Source organism: Janthinobacterium woesei (assembly GCF_051380875.1).
GTDB lineage: Bacteria > Pseudomonadota > Gammaproteobacteria > Burkholderiales > Burkholderiaceae_D > Janthinobacterium.
Genome location: NZ_JBNYXW010000001.1, coordinates 41,225 through 53,104, shown reverse-complemented (window position 1 = coordinate 53,104; position 11,880 = coordinate 41,225). Strand labels below are relative to the sequence as shown.

The following is an 11,880-nucleotide window of genomic DNA, read 5'->3' as shown; positions in this document are numbered from 1 at the left end:
TTACAAGCGATTACTTGACCAGGCGCTGCCACAAGGCCGTCGTGGCGGCCGCCTGGTTCATGCTGTAGAAATGCAGGCCTGGCGCGCCGCCTTCGAGCAGGCGTTCGCACAAGCCCGTCACCACATCGAGGCCAAAGGCCTTGATCGAAGCGCTGTCATCGCCAAAGCTGGCCAGTTTCAGACGCACCCAGCGTGGAATCTCCGCGCCGCACATGTCCGAAAAGCGCATCAGCTGCGTGTAATTCGTGATCGGCATGATGCCGGCCACGATAGGCACGTTGATGCCCATCTTCTGCGTCTGCTCGACAAACTGGAAATACGCGTCGGCATTGTAGAAGTACTGGGTGATGGCGGCATCGGCACCAGCCTGCACCTTGCGCGCGAACGCGTTCAGGTCGTCTTGCGGCGAACGCGCTTGCGGATGCACTTCCGGATAGGCGGCCACTTCGATATGGAAATGGTCGCCCGTCTCGGCGCGGATGAATTCCACCAGCTCGTTGGCGTAGCGGAACTCGCCCGAGGCGCCGTAGCCGCTTGGCAAGTCGCCCCGCAAGGCCACGATGCGGCTCACGCCGGCCGCCTTGAAGTCGGCCAGCACGGCGCGAATCGACTCGCGCGTACCACCGACGCAAGACAGATGGGGCGCGGCTTCTTCGCCGGCCGCCAGGATCTCGCGCACGGTGTCGAGCGTGCCCTGCTGCGTGGAGCCACCGGCGCCAAAGGTCACCGAGAAATACTTCGGATGCAACTCAGACAACTTGACACGCGTGGCGCGCAGTTTTTCCGCCCCTTCCGGGGTTTTCGGTGGGAAAAACTCAATACTGAAGTTATGCTCTGCCATTGTCATTACTCAAAAGTAAGGTCGACAAGGCCCAGGAAATGACGCTGTACAGCAATGCACCGCCCACGGCCGACCAGAAACTGGCGACATGGAAACCATCGATCACCTGCGCCACCAGCCAGAACATGAAGCCGTTGATGATCAAAATGAACAGGCCCAGCGACAAGAACGTCACAGGCAGGGTCAACAGGATCAACAGGGGGCGGATCAGGGCATTGACCAGTCCCAGCACGGCAGCGGCCAGCAGCGCGGTCCAGCCGCTGCTCATCGTCACCGAGTGCATCAGATAAGGGACGGCAAACAGGGCTGCCGCATTGATAAACCAAATCAGTAGCAAGCGCATTTCTCTAGCCTGTCAAAAAAAGGGAGAAGCCGGCTGCGGCCGGCTTTTCAATGAATATCGGGCAGTCTCGTTGCTTCGGGAGCCGTAGCGAGCAGACGTGCGGCGTGGCCGAGAAGCGCAGCTGTACTTTATGTACAGCGAGCATCGCCGGCCTCGCCCCGCGTCGCGCAGTAGGCTCCCGGAGCAACCAACCACTTAATAGCGGTAGTGCTCTGGCTTGTACGGACCTTCCGTGCGCACGCCGATGTAGTCGGCTTGCTCTTGCGTCAGTTCCGTCAGCTGCGCATTCAACTTTTTGAGTTGCAGGCGCGCGACTTTTTCATCCAGGTGCTTCGGCAAGGTGTACACGCCGACCGGGTAGTTGGCCGTGTTGGCGTACAGTTCGATCTGGGCGATCGTCTGGTTGGCAAACGACGAGCTCATCACGTACGACGGGTGGCCCGTGCCGCAACCGAGATTGACCAGGCGGCCTTCGGCCAGCAGGATGATGCGGCGGCCCGACGGGAAGATGATGTGGTCGACTTGCGGCTTGATGTTTTCCCACTCGTATTGCTTCAACGAAGCAACGTCGATTTCATTGTCAAAGTGACCAATGTTGCAGACGATGGCCTGGTCTTTCATGCGCGTCAGGTGATCGTGCGTGAGGATGTGGTAGTTGCCGGTGCAGGTAACGAAGATGTCGCCGTGTTCGCAGGCGTAATCCATGGTCACCACGCGGTAGCCTTCCATCGCCGCCTGCAGTGCGCAGATCGGATCGACTTCCGTCACCCATACTTGCGCCGACAGGGCGCGCATGGCTTGTGCCGAACCCTTGCCGACATCACCGTAACCGGCGATGACGGCCACTTTGCCGGCGATCATCACGTCGGTGGCGCGCTTGATGCCATCGACCAAGGACTCGCGGCAGCCGTACAGGTTGTCGAATTTCGACTTCGTGACGGAATCGTTGACGTTGATCGCAGGGAAAGCCAGCTTGCCTTCCTTGTGCATCTGATACAAACGGTGCACGCCAGTGGTGGTTTCTTCGGTCACGCCGAGGATTTCCGGCAAACGTTTCGAGTACCAGCTCGCATCGACCAGCAAACGCTGCTTGATCGAGTTGTACAGGCAGATTTCTTCTTCCGAAGCCGGGTTCGACAGCACCGATGCATCGCTCTCGGCGCGCACGCCCAGGTGCAGCAGCAAGGTAGCGTCGCCGCCATCGTCGAGGATCATGTTCGAGTAGACAGCCTTGCCGTCCACGTTCGGCCATTCGAAGATGCGGTGCGTGTATTCCCAGTAGTCTTCCAGCGACTCGCCCTTGACGGCGAAGACTGGCGTGCCAGCGGCGGCGATGGCGGCGGCGGCGTGGTCTTGCGTCGAGTAAATGTTGCACGATGCCCAGCGCACTTGCGCACCCAGTGCTTCCAGGGTGTGGATCAGCACGGCGGTCTGGATGGTCATGTGGATCGAACCGGTGATGCGCGCGCCTTTCAAAGGCTGCGCTGCCGCGAATTCTTCGCGGATGGCCATCAGGCCAGGCATTTCCGTTTCAGCAATCTTGATTTCTTTGTTGCCCCATGCGGCCAGAGTGATATCGGCGATGGAATAGTCGTGTTGCGATTTGAGTACGGCGTTCATCACGCCCTCCTTTCAGTTGAGAAAAAGGTACGTGAGCGCAGTTGCAGGATATTCCGAGCCTGGCGAATTTCTTCGTCGCAACGCTCCTCGGACGCCGGATTTTAACATTCCCAAGGCTGGCGCGCCAGCCAAATTCGCCATTCTTGCGGCATTGCCATGTCCGCAGCGCCCACAAAAAAGCGCCCGCGGCCTGGTGGCCGGGGCGCTTTCAGCAAGGAACTAGATTACTTCAGGCCGGCAGCGTCGCGCAGCAGGGCGACCTTGTCCGTGCGCTCCCACGTGAATTCCGGCTCTTCGCGGCCGAAGTGGCCGTAGGCGGCGCTCTTCTGGTAGATCGGGCGCAGCAGGTCGAGCATTTGCACGATGCCTTTTGGACGCAAATCAAAGTGCGCCAGCACCAGCTTGGCGATTTCCGTATCGGGAATCACGCCAGTGCCTTCCGTGTAGACGGTGATGTTGATCGGCTTGGCCACGCCGATGGCGTAGCTGACCTGCACCTGGCATTGGCGCGCCAAGCCGGCGGCGACGATGTTTTTCGCCACGTAACGGGCGGCGTAGGCTGCCGAACGGTCGACTTTCGATGGGTCCTTGCCCGAGAACGCGCCGCCGCCGTGCGGGGCTGCGCCGCCGTAGGTATCGACGATGATCTTGCGCCCGGTCAAGCCGCAATCGCCTTGCGGACCGCCGATGACGAAACGGCCCGTCGGGTTGACGAGGAAGATGGTGTCGTTCAGCCATTCGCGCGGCAAGATAGGCTTGATGATTTCTTCAATCACCGCTTCCTTGATCTGCGAGTGCGAAATTTCCGGCGCATGCTGGGTCGACAGCACGACCGTGTGCACGCCAACGGGGCGGCCATCGACGTAGCGCAGGGTCACTTGCGATTTTGCATCCGGACGCAGCCATGGCAAACGGCCATCCTTGCGCAGTTGCGACTGGCGCTCGACCAGGCGGTGCGCGTAGTGAATGGCCGCTGGCATCAGCTCGGCAGTTTCATCGCAGGCGTAGCCAAACATCAGGCCCTGGTCGCCAGCGCCTTGATCCAGATCAATACCCGCACCTTCATCGACGCCTTGCGCGATGTCCGGCGACTGCTTGTCGTAGGCCACCAGCACGGCGCAACCCTTGTAGTCGATGCCGTATTCGGTATTATCGTAGCCGATGCGTTTGATGGTTTCGCGCGCAACTTGAATATAATCCACATTGGCGTGGGTGGTAATCTCGCCAGCCAGCACCACCAGACCAGTGTTGCACAGGGTTTCGGCAGCCACGCGGGCGGCTGGATCCTGGGTCAGGATGGCGTCAAGGATGGCGTCGGAAATTTGATCGGCAACCTTGTCGGGATGGCCTTCCGAAACGGATTCGGAAGTGAAAAGATAATCGTTTGACATTGCAAGCTCCTGTTTACTATGTGAATGTTCTGTCGCAGTAAAGAGGATTTTGCCTGCGACGCTTTAGCGATATTTATATTCCGCTTCGCAAGTTGTCTATTAACTCAGCGGTTACTGCATACGTGGTATTTTACGCTTCTTAAAAAATTTTGGCACGGCAAGACGCCATTCCTGGAAACAGCTCATTCATGTTAGTCCCTATTTTCCGCTTCTTATCCCTCTTTCCCCTGCCCGTCCTGCACGCACTGGGCGCTGCGCTCGGCTGGGTGATTTACGCCATTTCCCCGTCCTACCGGCGCCGCATGCGCGAGAACATGCAAGGTGCGGGGTTTTCGCAACACTTGCACTCTGCCGTGGCCGAAGCGGGCAAGAGCGTGCTGGAACTGCCCTTCATCTGGTGCGCGCCGGCCGGGCGCGTGGCGCGCCATGCCACGGTGGAAAACTGGGCACTGGTGGAGAAGGCCCTGCAACACGGCCGCGGCATCGTCTTCCTCACGCCGCACCTGGGCTGCTTTGAAATCGTCGCCCAGCAAATCGCCCTGCGCACGCCGCTCACCGTGATGTACCGTCCGCCCAAGCGCGCCGCCCTGAAGCCGCTGATCGAAGGCGCCCGCGCGCGCGAAAACCTGATGCTGGCGCCGGCCAACATGTCGGGCGTGCGCATCTTTGCCAAATGCCTGAAAAAAGGCCAGCCGATCGGCTTGCTGCCCGACCAGGTGCCGCAAGAGGGCGAAGGCGTGTGGGCCGATTTCTTCGGCCGCCCCGCCTACACCATGACCCTGCCGGCCAAGCTGGCGCAGATGGGCGGCGCCGAAGTCATCATCACCTACGCCGAGCGCCTGCCAGGCGGGCGCGGCTACATCGTGCATTTCGTGCCCTTCACCGAGTCGCTCGACAGCACCTCGGCGCAGCAGGCGCGCACCATCAACGCGGCGATGGAACAGTTGATCGCGCGCAGTCCCGCGCAATACCTGTGGAGCTACAATCGCTACAAGGTGCCGCGCGGCGCAGCGCCACCCACGCCCGCCAGCCCGGATGCGCCCAAGGAGCAGCCATGAGACTGCTGATCGCCTTCATGTGGCTGCTGCACTGGCTGCCTTTACCCATCCTCGGCCGCTTCGGCGTGGCCGTCGGCAGCGTGCTGTTCATCGCCATGCCCACGCGGCGCGCCATCGCCCTGACGAATCTGCGCCTGTGCATGCCGGAACTGACGGAGCAGCAGCGCGTCGCCCTGGCGCGCCTGCATTTCCAGGCCTATTCGCGCAGCGTGTGGGAGCGCAGCATCCTGTGGTGGGCTTCCGAAGCACGCCTGAAGCGCCTGATCAGGAAAGTGCCCGCCTTCCCGGGCCAGCAGATCGCGGACAAACCCACCATCTTGCTGTGCCCGCACTTTGTCTGCCTCGACGTGGCCGGCGCCGCCACCGCCATGGAAATTTCCGCCTCCTCCATGTATGTGCAGCAAAAGAACGCCGTCTTCGACAAAGCCTTGCGCAACGGCCGTTCGCGCTTCAAGCCGCCCAAGCTGTTTACGCGCCAGGACGGCATCAAGACCATCTTGCGCGCGCTGCGCGAGGGTTTGCCGTATTTCATGCTGCCGGACATGGATTTTGGCGAGAAAGATGCCGAATTCGTGCCCTTCTTCGGTGTCCCGGCCGCTACCCTGACGGCCACGGCGCGCCTGGCGGCAGCCGCCCGCGCCCAGGTCATTCCCGTCATCGCCACCTTTTTGCCCAATTACCAGGGCTGGAAAGTGACATACTATCCGGCATGGGATGACTATCCGGGCGACGACATCACGGCCGCCACGCGCCGCATGAACGCATTCATCGAAGAGCGCGTGCGCGAAGCGCCGGCCGAATATTTCTGGACGCACAAGCGCTTCAAGACGCGCCCCGAAGGCGAAGCGTCACTCTATAACCAGCACAAGTGATACGGCAGAACATGAAACTCCAATTTACCAAGATGCATGGCGCCGGCAACGATTTCATCGTCATCGATGCCATCAATCAAGATATCGACTTCACGCCAGCCCAGTGGCAACGCCTGGCCGACCGCCGCTTCGGCATCGGCGCCGACCAGATTCTGGTGGTGGAAAAGCCGCGCCTGCCCGGCTGCGACTTCCGCTACCGCATCTATAACAACGATGGCGGCGAAGTCGAGCAATGCGGCAACGGCGCGCGCGCTTTCGTCAAGTTCGTCAGCGAAAAAGGCTTGTCGGGCAAGAGCAGTATCCGCGTCGAAACCATGGCCGGCATCATCGCGCTACGCCTGGAACCCGACGGCAGCATCACGGTCGACATGGGTGCCCCCGTGCTGGAACCCGCGCTGGTGCCGTTCGACGCCAGCGGCCTCACCGGTGTAGCCGAGGGCACGGATAAGCTGTGGCCGCTGGAGCTGGCCTTGCCAGGCGGCAACGCCACGCTGCTGGTATCGGTCGTCTCGATGGGCAACCCGCATGCGGTGCAAGTGGTGGAGGATGTCGATGCGCAAGACCTGCAGGTATCGGGCCCGCTGATCGAGCACCACCCGCGCTTTCCCCGCAGGGTCAACGCCGGTTACATGCAAATCATGAACCGCAATCACGTCAAACTGCGCGTGTATGAACGGGGCGCGGGCGAAACGCTCGCTTGCGGCACGGGCGCCTGCGCCGCTGCCGTGGCCGGCATCTTGCGCGGCTTGCTCGATTCCCCGGTGCGCATCAGCGCGCGTGGCGGGGAACTGTCGATCGCCTGGCAAGGCGCAGGCCATCCGGTCCTGATGACGGGCCCGGCCGTGACCGTGTTCGAAGGCACGATCGAGCTGTAGTCAGCGGTACTGCATCGCTTGCATCATGCCGCCAGGAACTGCCGTTCCTGCGGCAAATTTTCCTGCGACAACTGCGCCTGCGCCAATCCCAGCTCGGCCAGATAGCACTTCAGGCGGTACAAACGCTGGCGGTAATTGCCTTCCGGACCAGTCACGCCGCAATCGACGCGCTCGAACAGGCGCACCACCTGATCGAGTACCTGGCGCTCTTGCGCCGTGCGGATCAGCACCAGGCGCCGCTTGCCGCGTCCGTGCGTGGCGCTGATATCGATCAACAAACAATGGCCCTGGTCGGCCGCGTGCACATCGAGCAACAAGGCCTCGGCACGCGACAAATGAAACCAGCGCGCCAGTTCCAGCCGCGCTGCCAGCAAAGGATGATTCTGTCCCAACTGGCGCAGTTGCGCGCCGGCAAGCACGGCACCGCACTGGCCCCAGTCGCCCGGCTCGCCGCGGGGCGCAATGCGCGCCAGCGCCGCCTCCGCTTCGCTGCTGCCTTGCGCCTGCGCCTGCAACAGCCAGTAGGCGGCGCGCACATCGCTATTGACGCCTTCACGCCGATTGCGCCAGGCGTGCATGCCGCACTCTAACTGGGCAGCGCCATGGCCCAGGTCGGCAGCCCGCTCAAGGCAGGAATGCGCTTCGAGCACATTGCGCTGGGAAAATTCCGGTTTTGTATAAATGCGCGACAGCACGAACCAGGCTTCGGCCAGGCCCTGCTCGCCGGCTTGCGTCAGCCAGCGCACGGCCCGCTTGAAATTGGCGGCGCCATGGCGCGTGGCCAGGCGCCGGCCAAGCGCATCCATGCGCGCATAGCCGAGACCCAGTTCCAGCTGCGCCGTGCGGTCGCCGCCATGCGCCGCCAACTCGCAGCATTGCCAGCCTTCGGCGTCGCTAGCGGGCGCCAGCGCCTGGGCGCAACGCGACAGCAACAGCACCTGTTGCGCGTCGAGCGCGATGCTGCGCGCGCCGGCCGCTGCCTGGCGCTGCAACAGTTCGCGCGCCAGCGGCAAGCCCTGCGCCAGGAAGCGACCATGCTCGCCGCTGTGCCACGCCCGCTCCAGCCCCGCGTACAAGGACGTGTCTGCATCGCTTCCCTGTTCCTGCGCATGGTTGCCAGCCGATGCGCACGCCGCTGCCGCGCCATCTTGCCTGGATAACAGCCATTGCGCATCGGGCAAACCGGCCTGCACTGCCGCTTCCAGTGCCAGGCGCGCCTTGGCCCGCAAGGTTTCGCAACTAGTGCCGGGCGGATTGCCCAGCACCAGTTGCGCCAGCACCAACCCTGCTTGCACCAGCCCCGCATCAAACGCCTGCGCGTAATACGGAATCAGCGCCTTGGCCGCCGGCTGCGCCACCTCGAAGGGCACATGCGTGCCGATCAGCAAGCATGCTTCCTGGCTATCTTCCTGGGCCGCACGCGCCAGCCAGTGCAAGGCGGTCGGCAAACTTTGCGGCACGCCCTGGCCGAACAGATATACGCGCCCCAATGCCAACTGGCAGGCAACATCGCCCGCACGCGCGCCCTTGATCAATCCTAATGTTTCGCGATTTGCCATCGATTCTCGATATTGAGTCAATGATTCTAATAATAGTGCGCCGTCTCCCGGCCCATCAATGCAGGCCGTCCCTTAGTGTAACGTCCTTGTGCCCGAAATCCGCCAAAGCCGGCGCAAGAACTTGATTCAACGCAATCATGCCAAGGCGCCAACAGATCAATATTGCCATGCGCCGTTACCGCGGCAAGGGGAGAACGCGTGCCATTGGCAATCCATCTGCAGAAAATCGCGCGTTACAAAAATACAACAGGGCCGTTGATTTATGACGCTTTTCACCAATCTTTTCACGCACATTTGACCAATCCCGCGCGTCCCGGGTGCCGAAGAATTAAGGTTCAGTCATCGAAACGCGAAAGCTAACGCATTTCAATCTGCTCGGATCTCGGACGGAACTCACTTTTAATAGGGAATAAGACATGAAAAAATCAATCGTTGCCCTCGCTCTCTTCGGCGCATTTGCCGCAACCGCACAAGCGCAGTCGTCCGTTCAAATCTACGGCACGATCGATGCTGGCCTGGGTAAAGCGACTGGTTCGTCCACCGCCGTCACCAAGCGTGACAACAACAAACTGGGTTTCAAGGGTACGGAAGATCTGGGCAATGGCTTGAAAGCTATTTTCCAACTGGAAATTCGCTATGAATCCGATACCGGCACCGTAGAAAACACTTCAGGCACCAATTCGCGTCCGCTGTTCCAGGGTCAAAGCCGCGTCGGCCTGCAAGGCGACTTCGGTACCGTGCGCCTGGGCCGTGGCCTGACCGCCTTCCAGGAAACGAGCACCGCGTTCGAACCGTGGTCGGGCATGCCTACGCCAGCCGGTTTCCAAACCGACCTGACGGTAGCGGCCTATAGCAGCGATCCACTGAGCGCACCGGGCAACTCGCGTAACCGCTTCTCGAACGCCGTGTTCTATAACTCGCCAGTCATCAGCGGCTTCCAGTTCAACGCCACCGTGGCCGCCAAGGAAGCGAACAACAATGCGGCCGTCGCAGCTACCGTACGCAACCTGACGACGAATGCCACCGGCAACTTCGCCGTGCCGGCCAATGTCGTGCCAGCATCGAACCCGTACTCGATGTCGGTCACCTACAACTATGGCCAGTTCGCCGCCATGGGTGCCTACGAGCGCAATGGCCTGCAAGCCAAGCTGTGGTCGGTCGGTGCATCGTTCAATCCAGCCCCGGAACTGAAACTGATGGCGTCGTACCAGAATCAGGACGATGGCAACTTTAAAATCGTCAATACCGACACCAAATCGTGGGTGCTGGGCATGAACTACGACGTCGGCCCAGGCAAGGTTCGCGCTGGCTACGGTCAAAAAACGCCGGATGGCGTCGCCAAGTCCAAGCAAGCATCGCTGGGCTACGACTACAACCTGTCGAAGCGTACTTACCTGTACGCAGATGTTTCGAACAAGAAATCGGCTAGCGTCGCCAACTACAACAACACCACTTCGGTCACCTACATCGGCGTGGGCGTACACCACAATTTCTAATGGTGCCGCAGGCCAGCCGCTACGGCTGAGCTGACGACCATGGAAGACAAGGCGGCATGGGCAACCATGCCGCTTTTTTCATGCGCGTGCGGAAAATGCATCACAAGGCGCCCTTTGCGCCTATGCCGCGGCACTCTCGGTTAGAATCAAGCGTTCATCCTTTCCGACTGAGACCATCAATGACCGCCACACTCGATTCCAGCACCGTCGCCCAGTATCTGAGCGAGCATCCGCATTTCTTCGAAGAGCATACCGCTCTGCTCGGTGAGGTCAAGCTGAGCAGCCCGCTGACGGGACGCACCATCTCGCTGCAGGAACGGCAGATGGAAGTAATGCGCGACAAATACAAGGCGCTGGAACTGCGCATGTCCAATCTCAGCCGCCTGGCTGAGGAAAACGGCGACATCGCCAGCAAATTCCATGGCTGGAACCAGGCCATGCTGCAAGTGCGCAACGATGCCAAGCTACCGCGCGTGCTGGTCGATGCGCTGCAAAGCAATTTCAACGTGCCCTACGTCAGCCTGCGCCTGTGGCAAGTCGTGCCGGAACACGCCAGCGGCTGGTTCACCGAAGATGTCACGGCCGATGTGCGCATGTTCGCCAACAGCCTGCAAACCCCGTACTGCGGCAGCAACCGCGATTTCGAAGCCGTGCACTGGCTGCAGGCCGAGAAGATCGAATCGACCGTCATGATCGCCCTGCGCGCGCCTGGCACTACCGGCACCTTCGGCTTGCTGGTGCTCGGTTCGCCCGACAGCGAACGCTTTACGTCCAGCATGGGCACCGACTTCCTCGTGCATATCGGCGCCACCGCCAGCGCCGCGCTGGCGGCCCTGCGCGCCAGCACGCCTACCTAGAACGCCATGGGTGACACGCGCGGCAAGGCCGAGTGGCTCGATGCCTACCTGGCGCAGCTGGCCACGCAGCGCAAGCTGTCGCCGCATACGCTCGACGCTTACGCACGCGACCTGCGCGCATTGCTGGAACTGAGCGGCAGCACCGCCTGGACCGCCCTGGCGCACAATGAAGTACGGCGCTACACGGCCAAGCTGCACGCAAGCGGCCTCGACCCGCGTTCGATCGCCCGCAAGCTGTCGTCGTGGCGCGGCTTTTTTAACTGGCTCAGCGGTGAAACAGCGCTCGACGCCAATCCCGTCGATGGCATCCGCGCCCCCAAGCGGGCAAAGACCTTGCCGAAAGCCCTGTCGGTGGACGATGCCGTGCGCCTCGTGGCGCCCGCGCAACACCAGCAAGGTCAGCAGGCGGAACCCGAGCAACTGTGCAACCGCGCCATGTTCGAGCTGCTGTATTCGAGCGGCTTGCGCGTCTCCGAGCTGACCAGCCTGGACACCCATTACTGCAAGGCCGAGGGCGGCCAGGCGGCCTCGCTGGGCTGGCTCGACATGGCCAGCTTCGAAGTCGTCGTCACGGGCAAGGGCAGCAAGATGCGCAAGGTGCCCGTCGGCAAGGCGGCCCTGGTGGCACTCTCCAGCTGGCTGGCCGTGCGCCCACCAGCCAAGGATGGCAGCGCCGCCTTGTTCTTAAGCACGCGTGGCACGCGCATTTCGCCGCGTGTGCTGCAGCTGCGCCTGAAGGCGCACGCGCTGGCGACGGGCATTCCGGCAAATGTGCACCCGCACGTGCTGCGCCACTCGTTTGCCTCGCATGTGCTGCAATCGTCGGGCGACTTGCGCGCCGTGCAGGAAATGCTCGGTCATTCCAGCATCACCTCGACCCAGGTCTACACGGCCCTCGATTTCCAGCACCTGGCACATGTGTACGACCAGGCGCACCCGCGCGCCAAGCTCAAGTAGGGCCCCATCTG

11 protein-coding genes and 1 riboswitch are annotated in these 11,880 nt (G+C 61.6%); of the genes, 6 read left to right on the top strand and 5 right to left on the bottom strand.

The genetic code is table 11. The features are described from left to right. Positions 1-10 precede the first annotated feature (10 nt). The 4 genes from metF to metK form a co-directional block, all read right to left on the bottom strand. The gene (gene metF / locus ACQ4W6_RS00275) at positions 11-841 is read right to left on the bottom strand and encodes a methylenetetrahydrofolate reductase [NAD(P)H] (protein ID WP_436565212.1); all 831 of its coding nucleotides are present in this window, start codon (positions 839-841) and stop codon (positions 11-13) included. Next, positions 828-1,184 (bottom strand): phage holin family protein, encoded by a 357-nt coding sequence (locus tag ACQ4W6_RS00270; RefSeq protein WP_436565211.1) that lies wholly within the window; start codon positions 1,182-1,184, stop codon positions 828-830. The genes metF and ACQ4W6_RS00270 overlap by 14 nt, the downstream gene beginning before the upstream one ends. A 195-nt stretch (positions 1,185-1,379) precedes the next feature. Then, positions 1,380-2,804 (bottom strand): adenosylhomocysteinase, encoded by a 1,425-nt coding sequence (gene ahcY / locus ACQ4W6_RS00265; protein ID WP_436565210.1) that lies wholly within the window; start codon positions 2,802-2,804, stop codon positions 1,380-1,382. Between the two features lie 26 nt (positions 2,805-2,830). Then, positions 2,831-2,898, bottom strand: a riboswitch (S-adenosyl-L-homocysteine riboswitch). Between the two features lie 130 nt (positions 2,899-3,028). After that, positions 3,029-4,195, bottom strand: a complete 1,167-nt coding sequence (metK, locus tag ACQ4W6_RS00260; protein ID WP_436565209.1) for a methionine adenosyltransferase — start codon at positions 4,193-4,195, stop codon at positions 3,029-3,031. Positions 4,196-4,383: 188 nt separating this feature from the next. On the opposite strand from metK, the gene ACQ4W6_RS00255 reads away from it, so the two are divergent. The 3 genes from ACQ4W6_RS00255 to dapF are packed head-to-tail and all read left to right on the top strand — an operon-like array spanning position 4,384 to position 7,000. Continuing rightward, complete coding sequence (locus ACQ4W6_RS00255; RefSeq protein ID WP_436565208.1) at positions 4,384-5,253, top strand: lysophospholipid acyltransferase family protein; 870 nt, start codon at positions 4,384-4,386, stop codon at positions 5,251-5,253. Further along, a complete protein-coding gene (locus ACQ4W6_RS00250) occupies positions 5,250-6,125 on the top strand; it encodes an LpxL/LpxP family acyltransferase (protein WP_436565207.1) in 876 nt (291 codons plus the stop codon). The genes ACQ4W6_RS00255 and ACQ4W6_RS00250 overlap by 4 nt, the downstream gene beginning before the upstream one ends. 11 nt (positions 6,126-6,136) lie before the next feature. After that, on the top strand, positions 6,137-7,000 hold the full coding sequence (dapF, locus tag ACQ4W6_RS00245; protein WP_436565206.1) for a diaminopimelate epimerase: 864 nt from the start codon (positions 6,137-6,139) through the stop codon (positions 6,998-7,000). A gap of 23 nt (positions 7,001-7,023) precedes the next feature. On the opposite strand, the gene ACQ4W6_RS00240 is transcribed toward dapF, so the two are convergent. Further along, a complete protein-coding gene (locus ACQ4W6_RS00240; RefSeq protein WP_436565205.1) occupies positions 7,024-8,559 on the bottom strand; it encodes a tetratricopeptide repeat protein in 1,536 nt (511 codons plus the stop codon). Positions 8,560-8,975: 416 nt separating this feature from the next. Here ACQ4W6_RS00240 and ACQ4W6_RS00235 point away from each other — a divergent pair, with 416 nt between their 5' ends. The 3 genes from ACQ4W6_RS00235 (at position 8,976) to ACQ4W6_RS00225 (ending at position 11,869) form a co-directional block, all read left to right on the top strand. Next, entirely contained in the window at positions 8,976-10,055 is a 1,080-nt protein-coding gene (locus tag ACQ4W6_RS00235) for a porin (RefSeq protein WP_436565204.1), read from the top strand. A 179-nt stretch (positions 10,056-10,234) separates the two neighbouring features. Continuing rightward, positions 10,235-10,912, top strand: a complete 678-nt coding sequence (locus ACQ4W6_RS00230; RefSeq protein WP_436565203.1) for a DUF484 family protein — start codon at positions 10,235-10,237, stop codon at positions 10,910-10,912. A gap of 6 nt (positions 10,913-10,918) precedes the next feature. Beyond that, positions 10,919-11,869: a tyrosine recombinase XerC gene (locus tag ACQ4W6_RS00225; protein ID WP_436565202.1), complete on the top strand. Its 951-nt coding sequence runs from the start codon at positions 10,919-10,921 to the stop codon at positions 11,867-11,869. Positions 11,870-11,880: the final 11 nt, after the last annotated feature.